The 26,370-nt window shown below is 70.0% G+C and carries 22 protein-coding genes and 2 pseudogenes; 17 read left to right on the forward strand and 7 right to left on the reverse strand.

Going from position 1 to position 26,370, the window contains the following annotated elements; translation table 11 throughout:
• Positions 1–41: 41 nt before the first annotated feature.
• The 3 genes and pseudogenes from OG252_RS19455 to OG252_RS19465 form a co-directional block, all read left to right on the forward strand.
• Entirely contained in the window at positions 42–632 is a 591-nt protein-coding gene (locus OG252_RS19455; RefSeq protein ID WP_329345164.1) for a TetR/AcrR family transcriptional regulator, read from the forward strand.
• 118 nt (positions 633–750) lie between these two features.
• Positions 751–1,231 (forward strand): annotated as a pseudogene (locus OG252_RS19460) (TetR/AcrR family transcriptional regulator).
• A gap of 379 nt (positions 1,232–1,610) precedes the next feature.
• Positions 1,611–1,864, forward strand: a pseudogene (locus tag OG252_RS19465) (metallophosphoesterase); the annotation flags it as partial.
• A 288-nt stretch (positions 1,865–2,152) separates the two neighbouring features.
• Here OG252_RS19465 and ychF read toward each other — a convergent pair.
• Positions 2,153–3,241 carry a redox-regulated ATPase YchF gene (gene ychF, locus OG252_RS19470; RefSeq protein WP_266434243.1) on the reverse strand — a complete coding sequence of 363 codons (1,089 nt, stop codon included), beginning with the start codon at positions 3,239–3,241 and terminating at the stop codon, positions 2,153–2,155.
• A 396-nt stretch (positions 3,242–3,637) separates the two neighbouring features.
• On the opposite strand from ychF, the gene OG252_RS19475 reads away from it, so the two are divergent.
• Complete coding sequence (locus tag OG252_RS19475) at positions 3,638–4,243, forward strand: DUF6542 domain-containing protein (protein ID WP_329337532.1); 606 nt, start codon at positions 3,638–3,640, stop codon at positions 4,241–4,243.
• A gap of 39 nt (positions 4,244–4,282) precedes the next feature.
• On the opposite strand, the gene ppgK is transcribed toward OG252_RS19475, so the two are convergent.
• Positions 4,283–5,029 carry a polyphosphate--glucose phosphotransferase gene (gene ppgK / locus OG252_RS19480; RefSeq protein WP_329337534.1) on the reverse strand — a complete coding sequence of 249 codons (747 nt, stop codon included), beginning with the start codon at positions 5,027–5,029 and terminating at the stop codon, positions 4,283–4,285.
• Positions 5,030–5,110: 81 nt separating this feature from the next.
• A complete protein-coding gene (locus OG252_RS19485; RefSeq protein ID WP_266434249.1) occupies positions 5,111–6,127 on the reverse strand; it encodes a 4-hydroxy-3-methylbut-2-enyl diphosphate reductase in 1,017 nt (338 codons plus the stop codon).
• 292 nt (positions 6,128–6,419) lie between these two features.
• Between OG252_RS19485 and xseA the strand changes: the two genes are divergently transcribed.
• The 3 genes from xseA to OG252_RS19500 all read left to right on the forward strand — a co-directional run bounded on the left by xseA (position 6,420) and on the right by OG252_RS19500 (position 8,622).
• Positions 6,420–7,628 carry an exodeoxyribonuclease VII large subunit gene (xseA, locus tag OG252_RS19490; RefSeq protein WP_329337536.1) on the forward strand — a complete coding sequence of 403 codons (1,209 nt, stop codon included), beginning with the start codon at positions 6,420–6,422 and terminating at the stop codon, positions 7,626–7,628.
• 9 nt (positions 7,629–7,637) lie between these two features.
• Positions 7,638–7,880 (forward strand): exodeoxyribonuclease VII small subunit, encoded by a 243-nt coding sequence (locus OG252_RS19495; protein ID WP_329337538.1) that lies wholly within the window; start codon positions 7,638–7,640, stop codon positions 7,878–7,880.
• Positions 7,881–8,031: 151 nt separating this feature from the next.
• Entirely contained in the window at positions 8,032–8,622 is a 591-nt protein-coding gene (locus tag OG252_RS19500) for a malonic semialdehyde reductase (RefSeq protein ID WP_266434256.1), read from the forward strand.
• 124 nt (positions 8,623–8,746) lie between these two features.
• Here OG252_RS19500 and OG252_RS19505 read toward each other — a convergent pair whose 3' ends face one another.
• On the reverse strand, positions 8,747–9,268 hold the full coding sequence (locus tag OG252_RS19505) for a DUF4245 domain-containing protein (protein WP_266434258.1): 522 nt from the start codon (positions 9,266–9,268) through the stop codon (positions 8,747–8,749).
• 126 nt (positions 9,269–9,394) lie between these two features.
• On the opposite strand from OG252_RS19505, the gene glpX reads away from it, so the two are divergent.
• The gene (gene glpX, locus OG252_RS19510; protein ID WP_266434260.1) at positions 9,395–10,429 is read left to right on the forward strand and encodes a class II fructose-bisphosphatase; all 1,035 of its coding nucleotides are present in this window, start codon (positions 9,395–9,397) and stop codon (positions 10,427–10,429) included.
• A 113-nt stretch (positions 10,430–10,542) separates the two neighbouring features.
• On the opposite strand, the gene OG252_RS19515 is transcribed toward glpX, so the two are convergent.
• Entirely contained in the window at positions 10,543–10,920 is a 378-nt protein-coding gene (locus OG252_RS19515; RefSeq protein ID WP_266434262.1) for a WhiB family transcriptional regulator, read from the reverse strand.
• A 183-nt stretch (positions 10,921–11,103) separates the two neighbouring features.
• Positions 11,104–11,796 carry a DUF1707 SHOCT-like domain-containing protein gene (locus OG252_RS19520; RefSeq protein WP_266434264.1) on the reverse strand — a complete coding sequence of 231 codons (693 nt, stop codon included), beginning with the start codon at positions 11,794–11,796 and terminating at the stop codon, positions 11,104–11,106.
• Between the two features lie 185 nt (positions 11,797–11,981).
• On the opposite strand from OG252_RS19520, the gene OG252_RS19525 reads away from it, so the two are divergent.
• The 4 genes from OG252_RS19525 (at position 11,982) to OG252_RS19540 (ending at position 18,817) form a co-directional block, all read left to right on the forward strand.
• Positions 11,982–13,646, forward strand: a complete 1,665-nt coding sequence (locus OG252_RS19525; RefSeq protein WP_266434266.1) for a fumarate hydratase — start codon at positions 11,982–11,984, stop codon at positions 13,644–13,646.
• Positions 13,647–14,253: 607 nt separating this feature from the next.
• Positions 14,254–15,639, forward strand: coding sequence for a class II fumarate hydratase (locus OG252_RS19530; protein WP_266434268.1), 1,386 nt, complete (start codon positions 14,254–14,256; stop codon positions 15,637–15,639).
• Positions 15,640–15,722: 83 nt separating this feature from the next.
• Positions 15,723–16,418, forward strand: a complete 696-nt coding sequence (gene fomD / locus OG252_RS19535) for a cytidylyl-2-hydroxypropylphosphonate hydrolase (protein ID WP_266434270.1) — start codon at positions 15,723–15,725, stop codon at positions 16,416–16,418.
• Positions 16,419–16,711: 293 nt separating this feature from the next.
• Entirely contained in the window at positions 16,712–18,817 is a 2,106-nt protein-coding gene (locus OG252_RS19540; protein WP_266434272.1) for a SpoIIE family protein phosphatase, read from the forward strand.
• A gap of 174 nt (positions 18,818–18,991) precedes the next feature.
• On the opposite strand, the gene OG252_RS19545 is transcribed toward OG252_RS19540, so the two are convergent.
• On the reverse strand, positions 18,992–21,298 hold the full coding sequence (locus OG252_RS19545) for a transglycosylase domain-containing protein (RefSeq protein WP_329337544.1): 2,307 nt from the start codon (positions 21,296–21,298) through the stop codon (positions 18,992–18,994).
• Positions 21,299–21,530: 232 nt separating this feature from the next.
• Here OG252_RS19545 and OG252_RS19550 point away from each other — a divergent pair, with 232 nt between their 5' ends.
• The 5 genes from OG252_RS19550 to OG252_RS19570 all read left to right on the forward strand — a co-directional run bounded on the left by OG252_RS19550 (position 21,531) and on the right by OG252_RS19570 (position 26,369).
• Positions 21,531–22,478 carry an SPFH domain-containing protein gene (locus tag OG252_RS19550; RefSeq protein ID WP_329337546.1) on the forward strand — a complete coding sequence of 316 codons (948 nt, stop codon included), beginning with the start codon at positions 21,531–21,533 and terminating at the stop codon, positions 22,476–22,478.
• Positions 22,475–22,729 (forward strand): hypothetical protein, encoded by a 255-nt coding sequence (locus tag OG252_RS19555; RefSeq protein ID WP_266434282.1) that lies wholly within the window; start codon positions 22,475–22,477, stop codon positions 22,727–22,729. Before OG252_RS19550 ends, OG252_RS19555 begins: the two co-directional genes overlap by 4 nt.
• Positions 22,730–22,822: 93 nt before the next feature.
• A complete protein-coding gene (locus OG252_RS19560) occupies positions 22,823–23,347 on the forward strand; it encodes a PadR family transcriptional regulator (RefSeq protein ID WP_266434283.1) in 525 nt (174 codons plus the stop codon).
• Positions 23,344–24,033 carry an ABC transporter ATP-binding protein gene (locus OG252_RS19565; protein WP_266434284.1) on the forward strand — a complete coding sequence of 230 codons (690 nt, stop codon included), beginning with the start codon at positions 23,344–23,346 and terminating at the stop codon, positions 24,031–24,033. The genes OG252_RS19560 and OG252_RS19565 overlap by 4 nt, the downstream gene beginning before the upstream one ends.
• Positions 24,030–26,369 (forward strand): ABC transporter permease, encoded by a 2,340-nt coding sequence (locus OG252_RS19570; protein WP_329337550.1) that lies wholly within the window; start codon positions 24,030–24,032, stop codon positions 26,367–26,369. Before OG252_RS19565 ends, OG252_RS19570 begins: the two co-directional genes overlap by 4 nt.
• Position 26,370: the final 1 nt, after the last annotated feature.

Here is a 26,370-nt window from a genome sequence, read left to right on the forward strand (position 1 = left end):
CGGCAGCCGGGGCGCAAGCCCCGGCTGCCATGGAGGAACACATCGTGCGGTACACGAAAGAACACAAGCAGGAGACACGGCAGCGGATCATCGCGACGGCCGGCCGCCGGCTCAAGCGCAACGGCATCGACGGCTCCGGAGTCGCCACGCTCATGAAGGACGCGGGCCTGACCAACGGCACCTTCTACGCCTACTTCACATCCAAGGACGAACTCGTCGCCACCGCGGTCGCCGACCAGGTGCGCGCTCAGCACGAGAACATCGTCGCGCAGGCGGCACCCGGCCGTGCCGGACTCGAACAGATGATCCGCTGGTACTTCTCCCCCGAACAGCGCGACACCATCGAGGACGGCTGCCCCAACGCCGCCCTCCTCGACGAGATCGGGCGCTCCACGGACCGCACCAGGCAGGCGTACACCGACGGCGCACTGATCCTCATCGACGGCTTCGCCGCCCGCCTGGCACCCCACGACCCACCCTCGGCACGTCTGAAGTCACTCGGCCTCCTCGGCATGATGGCCGGGACACTGCAACTCTCCCGCGCCCTGACCGACCGGCACCTCGCCGACCAACTCCTCGAACAGGGCATCCGCAACGCCCTCGCCCTGCTGGATGCCGAACAGCACAACTGATGCGAAGATCCGCCGTCGAGTGGGGGATGGCCGCTTCCGCCGCCGACCGGAGTGGGAGCGCAGATGCTGGGCCCGTGTCTGCCTTCACTGCCTTCCAGCCGGCGAAGGAGCGTCCGGCGTGGTGCGGTACGGAAAAGAGCACAAGTCGGAGACGCGGCGGCGGATCATCGAGACCGCGGGCCGCCGGTTCAAGCAAGACGGTATCGACGGCTCCGGGGTCTCGACGCTCATGAAGGACGCGGGACTGACCAATGGCGCCTTCTACGCTCACATCTGCGGGGATACCTTTCGCCCCAGCACCGTGAAAGGCTTGGCGACGGCTGCCCCAACGCCGCTCTGCTCGACGAGATCGGGCGCTGCACCGACACAACCAGGCAGGCGTACACCGACGGCGTGCTGACCCTCATCGACGGAATTGCCGCCCGCATGGCGCCCGAGGCCCATCCTCCGCACGAGTGAAGGCACTCAGCCTCCTGGGCCTGATGGCCGGGACGCTGCAGCTCGCCCGCGCCCTGACCGACAACCAACTCGCCAACGAGCTCCTCGATCAGGGCGTGAACAATGCCCTCGCCCTTCTGGACACCTGGCAGCGCGGCTGACGCACTTCCGCGCGCGGACCGGTCGCTCCAGTCCGCATTCGCACCGGACGACGATCCGGGCGGGTTGGCGACACCGGATCGGTGCCGGTTCCAGGCTGAGCGAGGCGACGCTTGGCCGATACGGCGGCTGAGTCCCCTCGAGCCACTTCTCCCGCCAGGGCGGCCCCAGGTTTCATCCACGGCGAGGTAGGTGACCTGCTCGTAGAACGGCGGCGCCACGATGCGGGAGCCAGGGCCGGGCACGGTGGACATGCTGAGGTCGAGGCGCTTGCCCATCTCACTACGTGACCGCGGCGGTCCGGCATCAAGCTCGCGATCCACGGCCTCACCGAGTTCGTGGACGCCTACGAAGCCGAGCATGAACCGTTGAACGAGGCCGAGGCCGGTCTTCATCGACCGTGCGGTACAGCACGGAGTGGACCTGCAACTGCCGGGACACACCCACGGCGGCCAGCTCTGGCCCATGAACTACATCGCCGAGTTGGCCAACCCGACGGTCGCGGGACTCGAACAGTACGGGGACACGCAGCTGCACGTGTCACGGGGGTGTCGGCGCCTGGGGCCCGCCTACCCGGGTTGGGTGGGGCACCGTCCGACGTGACAGCGGTGGAACTGGCCTCCCGACAAGCGTGAGTTCGAGCCCGCCCAGGCACCCCTGTGGGCACAGGCGCCCAGGCACCCCTGTGGGCACAGGGCACCCACCTGCCGCGCTGGGCCGCGCAGAACCCTACGGGCGCCCTCCCTTCTGCCCAGCACATATCCAGCACGGTATGGGTGAGCAGGGGTGATGACAGGTGACGAGAGGTCAGAAAATCCAGCACCTATCCAGCACGGTAAAAATCTAGGGGCCTGACCCCAAAGAGTCAGACCCCATGTGACCTGCACGTTTGCCAGATCAGCGAAGTGGTGCTAAGTCACCGGCTAGACATTGAAGCGGAACTCCACCACATCCCCGTCCTGCATGACGTAGTCCTTGCCCTCCATCCGCGCCTTGCCCTTCGCGCGGGCCTCCGCCACCGAACCGGTCTCCACCAGGTCGTGGAAGGAGATGACCTCCGCCTTGATGAAGCCCTTCTGGAAGTCGGTGTGGATGACTCCGGCGGCCTCGGGGGCGGTGGCGCCCTTCTTGATGGTCCAGGCGCGGGATTCCTTGGGGCCGGCCGTCAGGTAGGTCTGGAGGCCGAGGGTGTTGAAGCCGACGCGGGCGAGGGTGGTGAGGCCGGGCTCCTCGGTGCCGACGGACTGGAGGAGCTCCATGGCGTCCTCCTCGTCGAGCTCGGCGAGGTCCGCCTCCAGCTTGGCGTTGAGGAAGATCGCCTCGGCGGGGGCGACCAGGGCGCGCTGCTCGGCCTTGAAGTCGTCGTCGACCAGTTCGTCCTCGTCGACGTTGAATACGTAGAGGAAGGGCTTGGTGGTGAGGAGGTGCAGGTCGTGCAGCAGCTCCTCGTTGCCGGAGCCCTGGACGATGCCCTGCGAGAAGAGGGTGTCGCCCCTCTCCAGGATCTCCTTCGCCTCCTCGACCGCCACGACCTTCGGAGCGACGTCCTTCTTGATGCGCGACTCCTTCTGGAGGCGCGGCAGGACCTTCTCGATCGTCTGGAGGTCCGCGAGGATCAGCTCGGTGTTGATCGTCTCGATGTCGTCCTTGGGCGAGACCTTGCCGTCCACGTGGACGACGTTCTCGTCCTTGAAGGCGCGGATGACCTGGCAGATCGCGTCGGACTCACGGATGTTCGCGAGGAACTTGTTGCCCAGGCCCTCGCCCTCGGAGGCGCCCTTCACGATGCCCGCGATGTCGACGAAGTCGACCGTCGCCGGGAGGATGCGCTGGGAGCCGAAGATCTCCGCCAGCTTGCCCAGACGGGCGTCGGGGACGCCGACCACACCGACGTTCGGCTCGATCGTGGCGAACGGGTAGTTGGCCGCCAGCACGTCGTTCTTGGTCAGGGCGTTGAACAGGGTCGACTTGCCGACATTCGGCAGTCCGACGATTCCGATCGTGAGCGACACGGTGCGACTTCCCGGAGTGAGAGGGCTGGCGTGAGGACCGGGGGCGGGCCCCCGGCGGCGGGCCCTGGGCCCTGTCGTCACATGCCCGTCGTCCGCCCGGAGGCGGGCCCCGCGCCCGCCGCGGTAGCGGCTGATGTGGCGGTGGGAGCGTGGTCTCGGTGTACCGGGCGCGGGCCCTCGTACTGGTGGTACGCGGGTCTGCGCCCGGTGCGGCGAGAGTGCGTGCAATGGCGCCGCGGGGCAGGCGGGAATGTGACGACAGGGCCCAGGGGGCCGATCCACCAGTCTACGGCGTGCCCGCACCCGCCCCGGCGACGTATCGAACGCTTGGCCAAGGTCCGGTCGACGGCGTGTCTGAGGGCCGATTCGGCACATAAACCGACCTAAGTTGGTCCAGTGGAGCAACACAGGACTCGAACCCCGCACGACGGAACGCGACGCGGTGTGCCGCCGCCCCTGCCTCCGCAGGCGGCTCGGGGCGGCGGCGGGGCCGGCAGAACCGGTTCGTCGTCGGCGGCGCGGGCAGGCGGGCCGCCGCGGCGGCCGACGGCGTCGGCAGCAGCGGTACGGCCGACCGGCCCGCCGCCGATCGTCCAGGCCGTACGCCGGATGCCCAACCCCCGGCTCACCGGGCTCGGCGGCGGGCTGTTCTGCGGGGCCCTGATGTTCGCGCTCGGCTGCCTGGACCAGCTGCTGTTCGGGGCGTCGCTCACGGTGTACGGCGTGCTGTTCCTGCCGGTGTGCGTCGTGACCGCCGTCTGGATCCGGCGGGGCGATCTGCTGACCGCGCCCATCGTCGTACCGATCGCCTTCGCCGTGGGGCTCCTCCCCGTGGCCGAGAGCGGGCAGGGCATCAGCGGTCGCCTGATGGGCCTCTTCACCGCACTCGCCACACAGGCCGGGTGGCTGTACGGGGGCACGCTGGTCGCCGGCTCGATCGCGACCGTGCGGAAGATTCGCCTGATGAACCGCCGGTCCACCAGAAACCGACCGCCCGTCTGACCGGGCCCCGGCCGCCCGGCCGCCCGGCCTCGACGAGGTCTAGCTTCCCTTCACCGCGTGCATCGCCGCCCCCACGATCCCCGCGTTGTTCTGCAGCTGCGCCGGGACGATCTCCGCCTTGATGTCCTCGATGTAGTGCAGGAACTTCTGGGACTTACGGCTGACGCCGCCGCCGATGATGAACAGTTCCGGCGAGAACAGCATCTCGACGTGGGCGAGGTACCTCTGGACGCGGTGGGCCCAGTGCTCCCACGTCAGTTCCTCGTCCTCCTTGGCCTTGCTGGAGGCGCGCTTCTCCGCGTCGTGACCGTGCAGCTCCAGGTGACCCAGCTCGGTGTTGGGGACGAGGACGCCGTCGACGAAGAGGGCGCTGCCGATGCCGGTGCCGAAGGTGAGGAGGACGACGGTGCCCTTGCGGCCCTGGCCGGCGCCGAAGTTCATCTCCGCGACGCCCGCCGCGTCCGCGTCGTTGACCACCGTCACCGGCAGGCCGCCCAGGCGGCCGCTGAACAACGCGCCCGCGTCCTTGTCGATCCAGCTCTTGTCGACGTTCGCCGCCGTACGGATCGTGGCGCCGCCGGTGACCACGCCCGGGAAGGTGAGCCCGACCGGCCCGGTCCAGCCGAAGTGGTCGACGACCTGCTTGACGCCGTCGGCCACTCCTTCCGGGGTCGCCGGGTGCGGAGTCAGCACCTTGTAACGCTCGTCCGCCAGGTCTCCCCTGTCCAGGTCCACAGGGGCGCCCTTGATCCCGGATCCACCGATGTCCACGCCGAAGATCTGCATGGCCCTACGTTACGACGGACGACTGACAGTCACTCCGCCGAGGTACGTTCCCGCCCTGGCCGAGCCGCTCTCACACAGCTCTCACACACTTTCGCCACCGGCTGCGGCACGCTGCTTCATCAGCGCCGCCGCCTCCTCGCGCAGGTCGCGGCGCAGCTCCTTCGGCAGGGAGAAGACGATGGACTCCTCCGCCGCCCTGACCAGCTCGACGTCCTCGAACCCGCGCTGCGACAGCCACTCCAGGACCTGCTCGACCAGGATCTCCGGCACGGAGGCGCCGGAGGTGACGCCGACCGTGGACACGCCCTCCAGCCACGCCTCCTCGATCTCGTCGGCGAAGTCCACGAGGTAGGCCTCGCGGGAGCCGGCGAGCTTGGCGACCTCGACGAGCCGCTTGGAGTTGGAGGAGTTGCGGGAGCCGACGACGATCACCAGCTCGGCCTCGGCGCCCATCTGCTTCACCGCGAGCTGACGGTTCTGCGTGGCGTAGCAGATGTCGTCGCTGGGCGGGGAGATGAGCTGCGGGAACTTCTCCTTCAGGGCGTCGACGGTCTCCATGGTCTCGTCGACGGAGAGGGTGGTCTGGGACAGCCAGACGACCTTCGACTCGTCACGGACCTCGACCTTGGCGACGTCCTCGGGGCCGTCGACGAGCTGGATGTGCTCGGGGGCCTCGCCGGAGGTGCCGATGACCTCCTCGTGGCCCTCGTGCCCGATCAGGAGGATGTCGTAGTCCTCGCCCGCGAAGCGGACGGCCTCCTTGTGGACCTTGGTGACCAGCGGGCAGGTCGCGTCGATGGTGGCGAGCCGGCCCTGCTTGGCCTCGTCGTGGACGGTCGGTGCGACGCCGTGCGCGGAGAACATGACGATGTTGCCCGGAGGCACCTCTTCCGTCTGTTCGACGAAGATGGCGCCCTTCTTCTCCAAGGTCTGCACGACGTACTTGTTGTGGACGATCTCGTGCCGGACGTAGACCGGAGCGCCGTACTGCTCCAGGGCTTTCTCGACGGCGATCACGGCGCGGTCCACACCCGCGCAGTAGCCACGGGGGGCGGCGAGCAGGACACGGCGGCCAGGCGAAGCAGTCATGCCCCCCATCGTAAGGCCGCGTACGGCGGGTCAAAGAGCGCGTGTGTGTCGGGTTGATGGTGAGACGGGTGGTGACCCGGACGGTTTCGCCCCCGCCGCCCCTACCCGTCCCATCCCCAGGGGCGCTGCCCCTTCGACCCCGTACCAGGGGGCTCCGCCCCTTGGACCCCCGGACCTTCGCCCACCCACCACCCGACTCGGTGGGTCGAAGGGTGAACCGTTCAAGAGACCGAGTCGGGTGGTGGGTGGGCGGAGCCCCCAGTGACGGGGCGTTGTCGTAGCGGGCCGTTACCCTCGCGGCATGGCTGTCAACACGTCGCCCGAGACGCCCCTGCCCGTCGGTGAGGTCTCGCGGCTCATCGGGGGGTGGATCGACCGGCTCGGGGCCGTGTGGGTGGAGGGGCAGATCACCCAGTTGTCGCGGCGGCCGGGCGCGGGGGTCGTGTTTCTGACGTTGCGTGATCCGTCGTACGACATCTCCGTCGGCGTCACCTGTTATCGCCAGGTGTTCGACTCCGTCGCCGATGTCGTCAGCGAGGGCGCGCGGGTCGTCGTCCTCGCGAAGCCCGAGTGGTACGCCCCACGGGGGCAACTGTCGTTGCGGGCCGCCGAGATCAGGCCCGTCGGCGTCGGCGAGCTGCTCGCGCGGCTCGAGCAGCTGAAGAAGGCCCTCGCCGCCGAGGGACTGTTCGCGCCGGGGCGCAAGAAGCCGCTGCCCTTCCTGCCCCAGCTCGTCGGGCTGGTCTGCGGGCGGGCCTCCGCCGCGGAGCGGGACGTGCTGGAGAACGCCCGGCACCGCTGGCCGGCCGTCCGCTTCGAGGTGCGCAACGTGGCCGTGCAGGGCGTGCACGCCGTGCCGCAGGTCGTCCAGGCCGTGAAGGAGCTCGACGAGAACGACGAGGTGGACGTGATCGTCGTCGCGCGCGGGGGCGGCAGCGTGGAGGACCTGCTGCCCTTCTCCGACGAGCAGCTCATCAGGACCGTCGCGGAATGCCGTACCCCCGTCGTGTCCGCCATCGGGCACGAACCCGACACGCCGCTCCTCGACTACGTCGCCGACCTGCGCGCCTCCACCCCGACCGACGCCGCGAAGAAGGTCGTACCGGACGTCGGCGAGGAGTACGAGCGGGTACGGCTGCTGCGGGACCGCGCCCGGCGGTGTGTGCAGGCGTTCGTGGACCGGGAGGAACGCGGGCTCGCCCAGGCGCTCGCCCGGCCGGTGATAGAGGATCCGCACCGGATGATCGACGAACGGGCCGACCATGTCGCGTCCCTGCTCGACCGCGGCCGGCGCACCCTCGGACATCACCTCGACCGCGCCGACTCCGAGCTGACGCACACGCACGCACGCGTGGTGGGCCTCTCCCCCGCCGCCACCCTCAAGCGGGGGTACGCCGTGCTGCAGAAGACCGACGGGCACGTCGTCCGGGACCCGGACGAAGTCACGGGGAACGAGGTCCTGCGCGCGCGGGTCGCCGAGGGTGAGTTCGTGGTTCGAGTCGATGCATAGGGTGGGCGAATGAGCAGCAAGACGGATGAGGCGCTCGGGTACGAGCAGGCGCGGGACGAGCTGATCGACGTCGTACGGCGGCTGGAGGCGGGCGGTACGACGCTGGAGGAGTCCCTGGCGCTCTGGGAGCGGGGCGAGGAACTGGCGAAGGTGTGCCGGCGCTGGCTGGAGGGGGCGCGGGCGCGACTGAACGCGGCCCTCGCGGAGGAGGAAGAGCAGGCGGACCGGGGAGAGGCCGAGGCCGCCGAGTAGCGCCCGGCATCCGAACCTGTGAGACGAACCTGTGAGGCGGATCACCACGGTCCGGTTTTTGTTGAAGGTTGAACTTCACTGGCGTACGGTCGAAGACGTCAGCCGGTCCGGTTTCTCCGGATCCGACGTACGTCCCCGAGAAGGTTCACGCATGTCACTCGTTCTTGACCCCGCCGCCCAGGACCTCCTGTTCCGTGAGGCCCGCACCGCGAACACCTTCACCGACGAGCCGGTGACCGACGAGCAGGTACAGGCGATCTACGACCTGGTCAAGTACGGTCCGACCGCTTTCAACCAGTCCCCGCTGCGCGTCACCCTGGTCCGCTCCGCCGAGGCCCGCGAGCGCCTGGTCCAGCACATGGCCGAGGGCAACCAGCCGAAGACCGCCACCGCCCCGCTGGTCGCGATCCTCGCCGCGGACAACGAGTTCCACGAGGAGCTGCCGGAGCTCTTCCCGCACTTCCCGCAGGCCAAGGACGTCTTCTTCGCCGAGCGCTCCGCCCGTGAGGGTGCCGCCACGCTGAACGCCGCCCTGCAGGCCGCGTACTTCATCATCGGCGTCCGCGCCGCGGGCCTCGCCGCCGGTCCGATGACCGGTCTGGACTTCGAGGGTGTCCGCAAGGAGTTCCTGGACGACGACCACACCCCGCTGATGGTCGTCAACATCGGCACCCCGGGCGAGGACGCCTGGTTCCCGCGCTCCCCGCGTCTGGCGTACGACGAGGTCGTCACCACCGTCTGACCGGTTCGGATCCACAGAACCTCAGCTCCACGGCGCCATAGCTCCACGGCGCCATAGCTCCATAGCTCCATGAAAGAAGGCCCCCGGCTGCGATGCCGGGGGCCTTCTTCGCGTTCTCGGGGGCTCACGCCATCTTCAGGGCCCCGGCCATCTCCGCCAGCCGGCCGATCGTGCCGGTGCCCGCCACCACCGTCGTCACGCCGTCGCCCTGGTGCACGAGCGCGTCGTACCGGCCGCCCGTGTAGCGCGTCCAGGTGCGGCCGTCGATCTCCTGGGTGGTCTTCGTCGCCTCGGCGCCCTGGCTGGCCTCGTCGATGAACGTCGACGGCTTCTGAGTCGACTGCTCGACCTGGACGTACTCCCCGTCGGGCGCATGGAAGCCCAGGTGCCAGGCGTCGAAGTTGTCGCCCTGGAATCGGACGGAGGTGGCCTTCCAGTCGGAGGAGAGGCCCTCGGGCGCGGCCACCGGGTAGGAGGCCGCGCGGCGCGCCGTGAGCAGCTCGACGCGGTAGTCGACCGTCTTGATCTCCGGAGCGGAGTCGTCATGTGGGATGAAGAGGTAGATGACACCCGCCATGAGCCCGATCAGACCCAAGGAGAGGATCATGTCCCGGACCGTCTTCTGCTTACCGTTCGAACCTGCCACGTCCCTATCGTCGCAGGTGCCCTGGTCCGCTCATCCGTGGGGCCCCCTGCTCATTTTGTCTGCCTAACGATAGAGTCGGGCCCATACCCTCATCCGGCCGTCGCCGTATCAGAAAGGTGCGCTCCGATGACCGAGCATCATCATCTGCCGTCCGAGCTCGAGGTTCCCTCCGAGGCTCCCGACCGCAACCTCGCCCTGGAACTCGTACGGGTGACCGAAGCCGCGGCGATGGCCGCGGGCCGCTGGGTCGGGCGCGGCGACAAGAACGGCGCCGACGGTGCCGCGGTTCGGGCCATGCGGACCCTTGTCTCCACCGTCTCGATGAACGGCGTCGTCGTCATCGGGGAGGGCGAGAAGGACGAAGCCCCGATGCTCTTCAACGGGGAGCGCGTCGGCGACGGGACCGGGCCCGAGTGCGACATCGCCGTCGACCCGATCGACGGCACCACGCTGACCGCGAAGGGCATGACGAACGCGATCGCGGTGCTGGCCGCCGCCGACCGCGGGTCGATGTTCGACCCGTCCGCCGTCTTCTACATGGACAAACTGGTCACCGGGCCCGAGGCCGCCGACTTCGTCGACATCAACGCGCCCGTGTCCGTGAACATCCGCCGGGTCGCCAAGGCCAAGCGGTCCACGCCCGAGGACGTCACCGTCGTCATCCTGGACCGGCCGCGGCACGCGGGCCTCATCGAGGAGGTCCGCGAGACCGGCGCGCGCATCAGGCTGATCTCCGACGGCGACGTGGCCGGCTCGATCCTGGCGCTGCGCGAAGGCACCGGCGTCGACCTGCTGCTCGGCGTCGGCGGCACGCCGGAGGGCATCATCTCGGCCTGTGCCGTGAAGTGTCTGGGCGGCACGATCCAGGGCAAGCTGTGGCCGAAGGACGACGAGGAGCGGCAGCGGGCCATCGACGCGGGACACGATCTGGACCGGGTGCTGACGACCGACGACCTGGTGTCCGGCGAGAACGTGTTCTTCGTGGCGACGGGCATCACCGACGGCGAGCTGCTGCGGGGCGTGCGGTACCGGTCGGAGACCGCGACCACCGACTCGATCGTGATGCGGTCGAAGTCCGGGACGGTGCGTCGGATCGACTCGGAGCACCGGCTGAGCAAGCTGCGGGCCTACAGCGCGATCGACTTCGACCGGGCCAAGTAGGCACGTCCGGGCGAAGTAAGCACGTCCGGGCCAAGTGAGCACGTCCGACCAGCGTCGATGGGGCGCCCCCGGTGCGGTGGGGGCGCCCCATCGGCGTATGTCGGGCGGGCCGGTCAGCCCGCTGCGGCTATGTGCTCCGCCGACCTCGCGGCCTTTTTCAGCTCCAGGTCGCGGCGGCGGCGCCTCGCCAGGACCACTCGGCGTTCGGCGGCGGTCAGTCCGCCCCAGACGCCGTACGGTTCCGGTTGCAGGAGCGCGTGCTCGCGGCACTCGACCATGACGGGGCAGCCCGAACAGACGCGTTTCGCGGCCTGCTCGCGGGAGAGCCGGGCGGCGGTGGGCTCTTTGGACGGTGCGAAGAACAGGCCGGCCTCGTCGCGCCGGCACACCGCCTCGGTGTGCCAGGGTGCGTCTTGGTCCCTGTCCCGCACTGGCACCCGCTGGGCCGGAACGGCAGCTACCTGCAGGGACGAATGCGGCGGTTGCAGCACGGTCTACTCCTGACGACGGCTTCGCGAGCGAGCGACGATGCAGCAAGGCCTACCCGCTGTGCGCGCGCCTATGCACTGAGTTCCGAACCGCTGGATTCCGTGGGGATGTGCGCGCTTCGGGCGCGACAGGCGATGATCCCTTCCCCTCCCATCCGCTTCGCATCCCGGTCGAATTCACAACCGTCAATGATCCAGGTGCTTGCGCAAACTCTTGTCGACCTTGCGGTGCACGCGGTCGAGGATGTCCGCGACGAGCTTGCCGCGCTTGGGCTTGCCCTCGATGTTGCCGAGCACGGCCCAGCCGTCCACGTAGACCACGGGGGCCTCGGGGTCGGCCGAATCGAGCGTGTCCACCTCGAAGTTGCCGAGGACGCCGCCGCCGGTGCCGCGCAGCGACACGTTCTCCGGGACGCGGACCTCGACGTTGCCGAAGACCGAGACCGCCTTGATGACGACCTGCCGGTACTCGAAGATCGCCTCGCTGAGATCGATCTCCACGCTGCCGAAGACGGCGTACGCGTGGATACGGCGGCCCGCTCGCCAGCGGCCCTTGCGGACGGCGCTGCTGAAGACCGCGACCACGTTGTCGTCCGGGTCGTGCGGGATGGCGTCGGTGGGGCGGTTGGGGGCCGGGTTGTAGACAGGGGCGGCCCGGCGCTCGTGGGCGGCCGGCAGGTCCCGTATGAAGACCTCCAGTTCGCCCACCGTCTTGGCGTTCAGCACCCCCTCGACGCGCTCCGCGTGCTCGTCGGCGGTGAGGCGGCCCTCGGCGAGGGCCTCGCGCAGTATGTCGGCGATCCGGTCGCGGTCGGCGTCCGAGGCGCGCAGTCCGGCGGGGGACTGCGGCTGCGGTTCGGTGTGCTTCTGAAGGTCCACGGCAGCAGCGTACCCAAACGCGATAGATCGCGACTAGGGCTGTGGACAACCTTGACCCGGCTCGATCCGGCTGGATCGAGCCAACTGAGGATTACCTCACAAGAGTGCTGTCGGTGGCAGGTTCTACGCTGGTGGGCGCTGCCAATGGAGGCCAGCGGCCGTCTGTCGAGTGAGGAATGGGCGAGATGCCTGAGTTCGCGTACACCGATCTGCTCCCTATGGGAGAGGACACCACCCCGTACCGGCTGGTGACCTCCGAGGGTGTCTCCACTTTCGAGGCCGACGGGCGGACGTTCCTCAAGGTCGAGCCCCAGGCGCTGCGCAAGCTCGCCGAGGAGGCCATCCATGACATCCAGCACTATCTGCGCCCGGCCCACCTGGCCCAGCTGCGCCGGATCATCGACGACCCCGAGGCTTCGAGCAACGACAAGTTCGTGGCCCTCGACCTGCTGAAGAACGCGAACATCGCGGCCGCGGGCGTGCTGCCGATGTGCCAGGACACCGGTACGGCGATCGTCATGGGCAAGCGCGGGCAGAACGTGCTCACGGAGGGCGGCGACGAGGCCGCCCTCTCGCGCGGCATCTACGACGCCTACCTGAACCTGAACCTGCGCTACTCGCAGATGGCCCCTCTCACCATGTGGGAGGAGAAGAACACCGGCTCGAACCTGCCGGCGCAGATCGAGCTGTACGCCACCGACGGCGGCGCCTACAAGTTCCTCTTCATGGCGAAGGGCGGCGGCTCCGCCAACAAGTCCTTCCTCTACCAGGAGACGAAGGCCGTCCTGAACGAGGCCTCCATGATGAAGTTCCTGGAGGAGAAGATCCGTTCGCTGGGTACGGCCGCCTGTCCGCCGTACCACCTGGCGATCGTGGTCGGTGGTACGAGCGCCGAGTACGCGCTGAAGACCGCGAAGTACGCCTCCGCGCACTACCTGGACGAGATCCCCGCCGAGGGCTCTGAGCTGGGCCACGGCTTCCGGGACAAGGAGCTGGAGGAGAAGGTCTTCGAGCTGACGCAGAAGATCGGGATCGGGGCGCAGTTCGGCGGCAAGTACTTCTGCCACGACGTGCGCGTGGTCCGCCTCCCCCGCCACGGCGCGTCCTGCCCCGTCGCGATCGCCGTCTCGTGCTCGGCCGACCGCCAGGCCGTGGCGAAGATCACCGCCGAGGGCGTCTTCCTGGAGCAGTTGGAGACCGACCCGGCGCGCTTCCTGCCGGAGACGACGGACGAGCACCTCGAAGAGAGCGACGTCGTCAAGATCGACCTCAACCAGCCGATGGACGACATCCTCGCCGAGCTGACCAAGTACCCGGTGAAGACCCGCCTGTCGCTGACCGGCCCGCTGGTCGTGGCGCGTGACATCGCCCACGCCAAGATCAAGGAGCGGCTGGACGCGGGCGAGGAGATGCCGCAGTACCTGAAGGACCACCCGGTGTACTACGCGGGCCCCGCCAAGACCCCGGAGGGCTACGCGTCCGGTTCCTTCGGCCCGACGACGGCCGGCCGCATGGACTCCTACGTCGAGCAGTTCCAGGCGGCGGGCGGCTCCAAGGTGATGCTGGCGAAGGGCAATCGGTCGGCGCAGGTCACCAAGGCGTGCGACGCGCACGGCGGCTTCTACCTCGGTTCCATCGGCGGCCCCGCCGCCCGCCTCGCCCAGGACTGCATCAAGAAGGTCGAGGTCGTCGAGTACGAGGAGCTCGGCATGGAGGCCGTCTGGAAGATCGAGGTCGAGGACTTCCCGGCGTTCATCGTCGTGGACGACAAGGGCAACGACTTCTTCCAGGACCCGGCGCCCGCGCCGACGTTCACGTCGATTCCGGTGCGGGGGCCCGGGCTCGCGTAGTGCCTGCGGGGCGGCGGCCGGGAACGGATTTCGCCCCCGCCGCCCCTACCCGTCCCATCCTCCAGGGGCTCCGCCCCTTCAACCCCGCCGGGGACTACGTCCCCTGCACCCCGCCGGCGGCTCGGCCTCCGCGTCTCGCAGCCCGCTGGGGCTCCGCCGCCACACTCCCCTGCGGCTGCCGCCTCAACACCCCGCCCTGGCGCTCCGCCTCCGCACCCGCTGAGGCAGCGTCTTGCAATCCGCTGGTGCCGCGCCTCCACCCTGGTTCGGCCGCCGCAACTCGCTAGGGCGACGACCTTCACGCCCTTGCGGCTGTGCCGCCACAACCCGCCCCGAGGCTCCGCCTCCACACCCGCTGAGGCAGCGCCCCGCACCCCGCCGGCGCTCCGCCTCGGCACCCCCTGAGGCAGCTGTCCCCCGCGGCCCCTTCAGCCTCCCCCTCGCCCCCTCGGCCTCCCCCGCGGTCCGCAGGGCAAGGGTGTCGCCGGATGGTCCGGCTCTCGCGGTCGTGTCCGGTGCGGGCCCGGGTGTCGGTGGGGGTGCGGCGGAATGGTGGAACCTTGGGGGGCTGCGGAACATCCGGGGCCTTCCGGTCGCTGTATCCGGCATGAGCGACTACCGCATCGAGCACGACTCCATGGGCGAGGTCCACGTCCCCGCGGACGCGAAGTGGCGGGCCCAGACGCAGCGCGCCGTCGAGAACTTCCCGATCTCCGGGCAGCATCTGGAACGCGCCCATATCGAGGCCCTCGCCCGGATCAAGGCGGCCGCCGCCAAGGTGAACGCCGAGTTGGGGGTGCTCGACAAGGACGTCGCGACCGCAATCCAGGAGGCTGCGGACGAGGTCGCCGAAGGGCGCTGGGACGCGCACTTCCCGGTGGACGTGTTTCAGACCGGGTCCGGTACGTCGTCCAACATGAACACCAACGAGGTCATCGCCACGCTCGCGACCGAGCGGCTCGGGCGGGACGTGCATCCCAACGACCACGTCAACGCGTCCCAGTCGTCCAACGACGTGTTCCCGTCGTCCATTCACATCGCCGCCACCGCCGCCGTCACCCGGGATCTCGTCCCGGCGCTGGAGCACCTCGCCGACTCCCTCGCCCGTAAGTCCGAGGAGTTCGCCGATGTCGTGAAGTCGGGGCGGACGCATCTCATGGACGCCACGCCGGTAACGCTGGGGCAGGAGTTCGGGGGGTACGCGGCGCAGGTGCGGTACGGCGTCGAGCGGCTCCGGGCCTCCCTCCCGCGGCTTGCCGAGCTGCCCCTCGGGGGGACCGCCGTCGGGACGGGGATCAACACGCCCCCCGGGTTCTCCGCCGCCGTCATCGAGGAAGTCGCCCGTACCACCGGGCTGCCGCTCACCGAGGCCCGCGACCACTTCGAGGCGCAGGGGGCCCGGGACGGGATCGTCGAGACGAGCGGGCAGCTGCGGACCGTCGCCGTGTCGCTCACGAAGATCGCCAATGACCTGCGGTGGATGGCCTCCGGGCCGCGCACCGGGCTGGCGGAGATCTCGCTGCCCGATCTCCAGCCGGGGTCGTCGATCATGCCCGGCAAGGTCAACCCGGTGATCCCGGAGGCCGTGCTCATGGTCTCCGCCCAGGTCATCGGCAATGACGCGACCGTCGCCACCGCCGGGGCCGCCGGCAACTTCGAGCTCAACGTGATGCTGCCGGTCATCGCGAAGAACGTGCTGGAGTCCGTTCGGCTGCTCGCCAACGTCTCGCGGCTGCTCGCCGACCGGACCGTCGACGGGATCGTCGCCCACCGGGAGCGGGCGCGGGAGTACGCCGAGTCGTCGCCGTCCGTGGTGACCCCGCTCAACAAGTACATCGGGTACGAGGAGGCCGCGAAGGTCGCCAAGAAGGCGCTGGCGGAGCGGAAGACCATCCGTCAGGTCGTCGTCGAGGGCGGGTACGTGGAGCGCGGGAACCTCACCGAACAGCAGCTGGACGAGGCCTTGGATGTCCTGCGGATGACGCGTCCGTAACCGATCGGGCACGCCTGGCGCCCGGCGCGTGAACCGTGACGCGCGCCGCAGCGTCGTATGCCTGCGGCACCTAATATCTGTGCATGGCAGACGGTGGAGCGGTGAGAGCCGAAGCGGACGCGGGCGGGTCGGCGGTGTTCTGGGCGCCCGGGAGTCAGATCCTGTGGCGTTACCGGGAGAACGGCGGCGCGCGCTTCCACATCGCGCGTCCCGTCACCGTCGTACGGGACGACAGCGAGGTGCTCGCGGTGTGGATGGCGGCGGGCACCGAGTGTGTGCGGCCGGTGCTCGCGGACGGTACGCCGGTGCACGTCGAGCCGTTGGAGAGCCGCTACACCAAGCCGCGGACCGTGCAGCGCGACCGGTGGTTCGGGACGGGCGTGCTGAAGCTGGCGCGACCCGGTGAACCCTGGTCGGTCTGGCTTTTCTGGGATCCGGGCTGGCGGTTCAAGAACTGGTACGTGAACCTGGAGGAGCCGCTGACGCGTTGGGACGGCGGGGTCGACTCCGAGGATCACTTCCTGGACATCTCCGTACATCCCGACCGAAGTTGGCACTGGCGGGACGAGGACGAGTTCGCGCAGGCCCAGCGGGACGGGCTGATGGATGCTCAACTGGCCGAACTAGTACGGGAGGCGGGGCGGTCCGCCGTGGAGGTGATCCAGGCCTGGGGGCCGCCGTTCTCGGACGGTTGGCAGCACTGGCGTCCCGATCCGTCCTGGAGTGTCCCTGCCCTGCCGGAGGACTGGGATCGTACGCCCGCGCACATGTCCTCATGAGACCCTTGATGCGCCCCGGGGCAACAAACGTAGGATCGTCCTCCGCAAGGGCGCAGTGACAACTTCCGGAGCACGCGCTGGGCTTGACCGATCGTCACCGAGGGGCGGCAGGACGTGAGCGAGAGGTACGAGGGCAACACCGGTGTGGACGGCAACGCCCCCGCCGGTGGCACAGAAACAGCCTCTGGCCACGCCGGAAATCCGTTCCTGGGACATGTATTCCGGGTATCGGGTTTTCGGCGGGACCAACTGCACGCGCGGTACGCAGCGCCGGACGGACGGATTCGACACGCGTGACGGAGCAGCCGACCTCCTTCGAACGGCCCCAGACGGGCGCCGACCCCGCGGATCCCCGCGGGGCGCTCCTGCGTACCTCGGCGCCGCCGCACCCGCACAGTGCCGAGCACGGCTCGGACACGCCGTCGCACGCGCCCGGCGCGGGCGCCTTACCGGCACAGGCGCGCGCCGGCGAGACGCCGCCCGCCGGTCCCGGCACGACGACTTCGAGCGGTAAGGACACCAGAGCCGTAGGTACCGACCCCGAGCACTCCCAGCCCGCCGTCTCCGCCGAGCCGGACACGCACCGTCCCCGGCCGGTGCCCGAGGCGATCCCGGCCCAGCCGGGCACCGAGAGCGCCAAGAGCCAGGAGCGCCGTACCGGGCAGGGGCTGCCGCCCGGCCGGCCCACGCCGATGCGCCGGGACGGGGACCGGCTGCGGTTCGTGGGCGCCGCGACCCGGCGGATCGCCCGCGGCATCGACCTCGACGAGATCGTGATGGGGCTGTGCCGGGCGACGGTGCCGACCTTCTCCGACGCGATCCTCGTCTATCTGCGCGACCCGCTGCCGGTCGGCGACGAGCGGCCTACCGGGCCCCTGGTGCTGCGGCTGCGCCGGACCGACCGGATCCCGCAGGAGCGGGACCTGGAGGACGGAATCCTGCCGGTGCCGGTGCCGGACCAGCCCGAGCTGGACACGATCGGCACGGAGCTGTGCGAGGTACGGCCCGGCAGCGCGCTCGCCGAGGTGCTGCGCGGGGTGCGTCCCGTGTTCACGGACACCTCGGACGTACGCGCCGCACTGACCGAACTCCTCGGCGAGGGCGGCGAGTTCACCGTACCCGCCGGACAGCGGGCGATCCTCGCCCCGCTGCGCGGCCGGCGCCGGGTGATCGGGGCCGCGCTGTTCCTGCGCCGCCCCGAGCGCATCGCCTTCGAGCCGGACGACCTGCTGGTCGCCGCCCAGCTCGCCACGCACAGCGCGCTCGGCATCGACAAGGCGGTGCTGTACGGCCGTGAGGCGTACATCGCCGACGAGTTGCAGCGCACCATGCTGCCGGAGACGCTGCCGCGGCCCACGGGCGTGCGGCTGGCGTCCCGCTACCTCCCGGCGGCCGAGACCGCCCGGGTCGGCGGCGACTGGTACGACGCGATCCCGCTGCCGGGCAGCCGCGTGGCGCTGGTGGTGGGCGACGTCATGGGCCACTCCATGACGTCCGCCGCGATCATGGGCCAGCTGCGGACCACCGCGCAGACCCTCGCCGGGCTCGACCTGCCGCCGCAGGAGGTCCTGCACCACCTCGACGAACAGGCCCAACGGCTCGGCACCGACCGCATGGCGACCTGCCTGTACGCCGTCTACGACCCGGTCTCGCACCGCATCACCATCGCCAACGCCGGCCATCCCCCGCCGGTCCTGCTGCACCTGGGCGGCCGCGCCGAGGTACTGCGGGTGCCGCCGGGCGCGCCGATCGGTGTCGGCGGCGTCGACTTCGAGGCCGTGGAGCTGGACGCACCGGCCGGAGCGACCCTGCTCCTCTACACGGACGGGCTCGTCGAGTCGCGTCTGCGGGACGTGTGGACCGGGATAGAGCAGCTGCGCGAGAAGCTCGCCGCCACCGCGCAGCTGACCGGACCCGATCATCCGCCGCCCCTCGAAGCGCTGTGCGACGAGGTGCTCGACATGCTCGGCCCCGGCGACCGGGACGACGACATCGCCCTGCTCGCCGCCCGTTTCGACGGGATCGCGCCGAGCGACGTGGCGTACTGGTTCCTGGAGCCGGAGGACGCGGCCCCCGGCCGGGCCCGGCGGCTGGCCCGGCGGGCGCTCGCCCGCTGGGGCATGGAGGAGATCACCGACTCCGTGGAGCTGCTGGTCAGCGAGGTCGTGACGAACGCCGTGCGCTATGCGACCCGGCCGATCACGCTCCGGCTGCTGCGGACGGACGTACTGCGCTGCGAGGTGGGGGACGACGTTCCGCAACTGCCCCGGCTGCGGCAGGCTCGCGCCACGGACGAGGGCGGGCGCGGGCTGTATCTGGTGAACCGGCTGGCCCGGCGGTGGGGGGCGACACGGCTGAGCACCGGGAAGGTCGTCTGGTTCGAGCTGAACAGCAACTGAGGCCTCCGGCGGTCGGCGCGGTTTTTGCGGGCCGCCGCGGGGGTTTGGGTTGTCGGGCGGCTGCGGGTCCGTTGTGGCTTGTCGCGCCCACGCGGCGGAGCCGCACATGTCACAGCCCCGCGCCCCTTAGGGACGTCAAGGGCGCCCGGTGCGTACCGGGCGCCCTTGACGTTGCTACAGGGTGTCGTCTTCCCGCGGGTCCAGCGGGTCCTCCGGGGTGGTTCCATCCGCCGGGGGCGAAGTCGTCGGCGTGGCCGGGGGTCTGGTCGTCGTCGGCGGCGTCGTCGTCGGGGTCTGGGTCGGCGGTTCGGTCGTCGCCGGTTCCGAGGTCTCGGGCTCCGTCGTCGGGGGCTCCGTGGTCGGCTCCTGCGTCGGGGTCCGGCTGGGAGTCCGGCTCGGGGTCGCCGACTTGGTCGGCTGGACCGCCGCGCCCTGGTCGGTGTCCAGGTCGAACTTGGAGTTCTTGGCCGAGACGCCGAAGGTGTACGCCGCCCAGATCTGCGCCGGGAAGCCGCCGCCGTTGACCCGTTCCTCGCCGCCCGCGCCGTACATCTTGGTCTGCGCGCCGGTCTTCGCGTCCTCGCCGAACAGGCCGACCGAGGTGACCAGGTCGGGCGTGTAGCCGGTGAACCAGGCCGACTTGTTGTCGTCGGAGGTACCCGTCTTGCCGGCGACCTGCTGGCCGTCGCGCTCGGAGTTGTCGCGGACCGAGGTGCGGGCCGTACCGTCGTCGACCACGCCGGTCAGGACCGAGGTGACCGTGTCGGCGGTCTCGCGGCTGAGCACCTGGTCGCCGATCGGGTCGGGCAGTTCCACCGTGCGGGTGTTGTGCTCGGCCGACTTGAGGATGGTCGGCGTGACCTTCTTGCCGTGGTTGTCGAGGGTGGCGTAGACGCCGGCCATCTGCAGCGGGCTGGCCCCCATGGTGCCGAGGGTCTGCGCGGGGACCGCCTTGAGGTCGGTGGTGTCCATGCCGAGCTTGCCGGCCACCTCGAGGACGTTGTCCATGCCGACGTCGACACCGAGTTGCGCGAAGACGGAGTTGATGGACTTGTTCATCGCGGTCTGGACCGTGACGTCGCCGTAGTCCTGGTCGTCCTCGTTCTCGGGGGCGAACCCGACCTTGGTGCCGTTGTCCACGACCGGCCGCTTGCTGGTGCCGTCGTAGATGGTGCTCGCGGTGATCGGCTTGTCGTCCTGCGTCTTCGCGTTCTCCTCCAGCGCGGCGGCGAGGATCACCGGCTTGAAGGTCGACGCGGGCTGGTAGTCGGCGCGGGTCGCGTTGCTGCGGAAGTGCTTGTAGTAGTCGACGCCGCCGTAGAGGGCGACGACCTTGCCCGTCTTGGGGTCCACGGAGACCGCGCCGGCCTGGATGTTCTTGTCGACCGACCGCTTGTCGGGGTCAAGCTTGCTGGTCAGCTGGGTCTTGGCCGCCTGCTCCAGCTCGGCCTGCTTCTTCTTGTCGATGTTCAGGGTGATGGTCCAGCCCTGGTTCTCGACCTGCGCCTCGGCCTCGTCCCGCGAGATGCCCTGCTCCTTCATGAGCTGGTCCTCGAGCTGCCGGTTGGCGAGGTCGACGAGGTAGCCCTTCTGGCCGTCCAGGCCGGGGGCGCCCTTCGGCTCCTTCGGCACCGGGAACTCCATGGCGTCGCGCTTGGCCTTGGTGAGCCAGCCCTCCTCGACCATGTTGTTCAGGACGTAGTTCCAGCGCTCCTTCACCAGTGCCTTGCCGGTGTCGGTCGCGGCCTGCCAGTCGTACTGGCTCGGCGCCTGGAGCAGCGCGGCGAGGTAGGCGCCCTGCGCGACGCTGAGTTCCTTGGCGTCGACGCGGTAGTAGGCCTGGGCGGCGGCCTGGATGCCGTAGGCGCTGCGGCCGTAGTAGCTGGTGTTGATGTAGCCCGCGAGGATGTCGTCCTTGGACGTCGTGCGGTCCACCTTCAACGAGATGACCAGTTCCTTCAGCTTGCGCGTGACGGTCTGGTCCTGGTTGAGGTAGTAGTTCTTGACGTACTGCTGGGTGATCGTCGAGCCACCCTGCTTGCCCTTGCCGGACAGCGTGTTGAGCAGGCCGCGAGCGGTGCCCTTGAGGTCGACGCCGGCGTCCGTGTAGAAGGTCTTGTTCTCCGCCGCGACGAAGGTGTACTGGACGGGCTTGGGGACCTCACTGAGCTCCACGATCTCGCGGTTGGTCTCGCCGACGCGGGCCAGGATCGTGCCGTCGCTGTACTCGTAGACGTTGCTCTGCTGCTGAGCGGCCGCGTTGCCCTTGGGTATGTCGACCATCATGTACAGCGCTATGAACGCGCCGATGCCGAGCAGGCACAGGCCGAAGAAGGTGCCGAGGATCTTCTTCCAGGTGAACAGCCTGCGTATGCCGCTCTTCTTGGGCTTGACGCCCGCGGCGGCCGACGAGTGGCGGCTTTTGGGCGCCGCGCGGCGACCACCGCGCTGCCGCGCTCGTCTCTCTTCCGCTCGTCCCATGAGTCCGCTCGCTCCGCTTCGTTCTCGGCTGTCACACAGGTTGCTGGCCCAAGTCAGCTCAGAAAGCTAACACCGCTCTCTGTGACAAAGGGCCCTCGATCCGGTCTTTTACGGACGTGAGAATCAGCACCCGAGTCCATGGAACCTGACCACTGAGAGGGGGTCAGGGTTGCCGTGACGGGGTAAAGTGATATCACTTAGATAGAACGAAGCTAGAAAACGGGGGGACCCCATGTCCACACACGACTCCACACACGACTCCACACCCACCTCCGACGTGCCCCGCATGCCTGATCCACGGGTGCGCGAGTTCGCCGCCCACAGCATCGGCGGCGCGCTCGCGCTGCTGCTGGGCCTGGTCGGCCTGCTGCTCGGCATCGGACTGGTCGTGGGCGCCTCGGCGGAAGCCGCGGGCGGCGTCAAGGCCGCTCTGATAGTCGTCGGCGTCGTGATCGCCCTCGCCGCCTTCATCGCGATGTGCGGTCTGAACACGGTGGCGCCGGGCGAGGCCCGGGTGGTCCAGCTCTTCGGTCGCTACCGGGGGACGATCCGCGAGGACGGGCTGCGCTGGGTGAACCCGTTCACCTCCCGCGAGAAGATCTCGACCCGGGTCCGCAACCACGAGACCGCGGTCCTCAAGGTCAACGACGCCTACGGCAACCCGATCGAGCTCGCCGCGGTCGTGGTGTGGCGGGTCGAGGACACCGCGCAGGCCACCTTCGAGGTGGACGACTTCCTGGAGTTCGTCTCCACCCAGACCGAGGCGGCCGTCCGGCACATCGCCATCGAGTACCCGTACGACGCCCATGACGAGGACGGCCTCTCGCTGCGCGGCAACGCCGAGGAGATCACCGAGAAGCTCGCCGTCGAACTGCACGCGCGCGTGGAGGCGGCCGGCGTCTCCATCATCGAGTCCCGCTTCACCCACCTCGCCTACGCCCCCGAGATCGCCTCGGCGATGCTCCAGCGACAGCAGGCCGGGGCGGTCGTCGCTGCCCGGCGGGAAATCGTGGACGGCGCGGTGGGCATGGTCGAGGCGGCGCTCGCCCGGATCTCCGAGCGGGGCATCGTGGAGCTGGACGACGAACGGAAGGCGGCGATGGTGTCCAACCTGATGGTGGTGCTGTGCGGCGACCGGGCTCCGCAGCCGGTCCTCAACACGGGGACGCTCTACCAGTGACGGATCCCTCCGAGGGCTCGGCCCCTCAGCGTCGGCCGCAGCAGCGCAAGCAGGTGCTGCTGCGGCTGGACCCGTCGGTGTACGAGGCGCTCGCCCGGTGGGCCGGGGACGAGCTGCGCTCGGCGAACGCGCAGATCGAGTTCCTCCTGCGCAAGGCACTGGCCGACGCGGGGCGGCTGCCGAAGGAGACCGGGCCCCTCCCCCGCCGGGGACGTCCGCCCGGGGGTTCGGGGCCTGTCGCAGAACCGTGACAATCGGCTCCCACCTGCACCGCCGTACGCCCCGCCACGACGTACACACTCCAGGTATACATGCGGGGTATACACCCCATGTACAGTCCCCTCATGTCCATCGGTCACACCCTCCTGGGACTCCTGGAGTCCGGCCCCTGTCATGGTTACGACCTGAAGCGGGCCTTCGACGAGAAGTTCGGTCACGACCGGCCGCTGCACTACGGCCAGGTCTACTCGACGATGTCCCGCCTGCTGAAGAACGGGCTCGTCGAGGTCGACGGGATCGAACCCGGCGGCGGGCCCGAGCGCAAGCGGTACGCCATCACCGAGGCCGGCGTCACCGACGTACAGCGGTGGCTCGCCACTCCGGAGAAGCCCGAGCCGTACCTCCAGTCGACGCTGTACACCAAGGTCGTCCTCGCGCTGCTCACCCGGCGCGACGCGGGCGACATCCTCGACACCCAGCGCGCCGAGCACCTGCGCATGATGCGGATCCTCACCGACCGCAAGCGCAAGGGCGATCTCGCCGACCAGCTGATCTGCGACCACGCGCTGTTCCATCTGGAGGCCGACCTGCGCTGGCTGGAACTGACGGCCGCGCGGCTGGAGAAGCTCGCCGAGGTGGTGACCAAGTGACCGCCCCCGCCGGTTCCCTGCTCGCGGCCGACGAGCTGCGCAAGGCCTACGGCCCGACCGTCGCCCTCGACGGCGCCGAGTTCTCCATCCACCCCGGTGAGGTCGTCGCCGTGATGGGCCCGTCCGGGTCCGGCAAGTCGACCCTGCTGCACTGTCTCGCCGGGATCGTGCCGCCCGACTCCGGGTCGATCACGTACAACGGGCGCGAGATGGCCACCATGAACGACGCCCAGCGCAGTGCGCTGAGGCGCAGCGACTTCGGGTTCGTCTTCCAGTTCGGGCAGCTGGTGCCCGAACTGACCTGCGTGGAGAACGTCGCTCTGCCGCTCAGGCTGAACGGCACCTCCCGCAAGGAGGCCGAGCGGACCGCGCTCGGGTGGATGGAGCGGCTGGAGGTCGACGACCTGCGGAAGAAGCGGCCCGGCGAGGTGTCCGGCGGGCAGGGGCAGCGGGTCGCCGTCGCGCGGTCGCTGGTCACCAACCCGCGGGTGCTGTTCGCCGACGAGCCGACCGGCGCGCTCGACTCCCTCAACGGCGAGCGGGTGATGGAGCTGCTCACGGACGCCGCCCGGTCCACCAACGCCGCCGTCGTGCTGGTCACGCACGAGGCGCGGGTGGCCGCGTACTCCGACCGCGAGATCGTCGTACGGGACGGGAAGTCCCGGGACATGGAGCGCGTCGTATGAGGGTGAGGCAGTGGGGGCGGGACCTGGCCATGGGCGTCAGGTTCGCGTTCGCCGGGGGGCGCGAGGGGTGGATGCGGGCGGTGCTGACGGCCGTCGGCGTGGGGCTCGGGGTGGCTTTGCTGCTGCTGACGACCGCGCTGCCGAACGCGCTGGCCGTCCGGGACGACCGGGAGGCCGCGCGCAACGACCTCTACTACGGCGACACCGACACCGAGGTGTCCAGGTCGGACCACTCCCTCCTGATCGCGCAGTCCGGTACGACCTTCCGCGACAAGAACGTCCGGGGGCGGGAGCTGGAACCGGAAGGACCGCGGGCGCCGCTGCCGCCGGGCGTGGAGAAGTTCCCGGCGCGGGGCGAGATGGTGGTCTCCCCCGCCCTGAAGGACCTCCTGGAGTCCGGCTCCGGGAAGCTGCTGCGGGAGCGGCTGCCGCAGCGGATCGTCGGCACGATCGGCGAGAGCGGGCTGATCGGCTCGGCCGAGCTCGCCTTCTACCGGGGCGGCCAGGACCTCGCCCAGAAGCTCGGCGGAGGCGGGGCGGCGCGGATCGAGAAGTTCGGGCTCTCCCAGGGGAGCTCCGAGGACATGGACCCCGTCCTGCTCCTGCTGATCCTCGTCGTCTTCGTGGTCCTGCTGATGCCGGTCGCCGTCTTCATCGCCGCGGCCGTGCGCTTCGGCGGCGAGCGGCGCGACCGGCGGCTGGCGGCGCTCAGGCTGGTGGGCTCCGACAGCCGGTCCACCCGGCGGATCGCCGCCGGCGAGGCCCTCGCGGGCTCGGTGCTCGGGCTGGTCTTCGGGGCGGGCTTCTTCCTGATCGGCCGTGAAGTGGCGGGTTCGGTCGAGGTCTTCGACATCAGCGTGTTCCCGAGTTACCTCAACCCCTCCCCCGTGCTCGCCCTGCTGGTCGGCCTCGCCGTGCCGGCGGCCGCCGTACTGGTGACGCTGTTCGCGCTGCGCGGTGTGGTCATCGAGCCGCTCGGTGTGGTGCGTACGGCGAAGCCCGCGCGGCGCCGGCTGTGGTGGCGGCTGCTGCTGCCGCTGGGCGGGCTCGCGATGCTCTACCCGATGGTCGGACAGGGCCGCGACGAGGGCGACTTCAACCAGTACCTCGTCACCGGCGGTGTCGTCCTGCTGCTCGTCGGCGTGACCGCGCTGCTGCCGTGGATCGTCGAGGCGGTCGTGGCCCGGCTCGGTTCGGGCGGCGTCGCCTGGCAACTGGCCGTGCGCAGGCTCCAGATGAGCAGCGGTGCGGCAGCCCGCATGGTGAACGGCATCGCGGTGGCGGTGGCCGGGGCGATCGCGCTGCAGATGCTGTTCGCCGGGGTGGAGAGCGACTACACGAAGAACACCGGCTACGACGTCTCGCTGGCGCAGATGGAGGTGACGCTCGGGGACGGGCAACCGCTCGGCCCCTCCGCCGAGAAGTTCCGGCGGACCGAGGGCGTGCGCCAGGTCTACCCGTACTCCGGGGGATACGTCGGCGAGCGGCGCACGGATCCGGTCCTCGGCACCCAGGTGACCGTCGCGGACTGCGCGTCACTGCGGGAGGTGGCCACGCTGCCCTCGTGCCGGGACGGCGACGTGTTCGCCGTACGGGGTGCCGACTACGACACCGACACGCAGAAGCTGGCGAAGGCCGGACAGACGCTGTACCTCGACCCGTCCTACGAGGGCGACGTGAAGAACTCCGAGGTGCCCTGGGTGGTCCCCTCGGACATGAAGCAGGCACAGACCCGCCCGGACCCGACCGGGTCGGAGCGGGGCGGCTTCCTGATCACCCCGAAGGCACTGCCGGCCGCGGCCGGCGCGGCCCTGGAGGGACAGCTCTACCTCAAGCTCGACGAGTCCGTGCCGGACGTCCGCGACCTGGTGCGGAACACGGCGGCGACCATCGACCCGCTGACGGAGCCCATGGTCTGGCAGTCGGTCCAGCGGGCCGACCGCTACACCGCGATCCGCACCGGCCTGTTCGTCGGCGCCGCCTGCGTGCTCGCCCTCATCGGCGCCAGCCTCCTGGTCTCACAGCTGGAGCAACTCCGCGAGCGCAAGCGGCTGTTGTCGGCGCTGGTCGCCTTCGGCACCCGGCGGCGCACACTGAGCCTGTCGGTGCTGTGGCAGACGGCGATCCCGATCGCGCTCGGCCTGCTGCTGGCCTCGGTGGTGGGGCTGACGCTGGGCGCGGTCCTGCTGCGGATGGCGGGCAACGGGGTGCGCGTGGACTGGCCGAGCGTGCTGTCGATGACCGGCGTCGGTGCCGCGGTCGTCCTGGTGGTGACGCTGCTCAGCCTGCCACCGCTGCTGAGGCTGATGCGGCCGGACGGGCTGCGGACGGAGTAGC

Source organism: Streptomyces sp. NBC_01352, assembly GCF_036237295.1.
Lineage (GTDB): Bacteria > Actinomycetota > Actinomycetes > Streptomycetales > Streptomycetaceae > Streptomyces > Streptomyces plumbiresistens.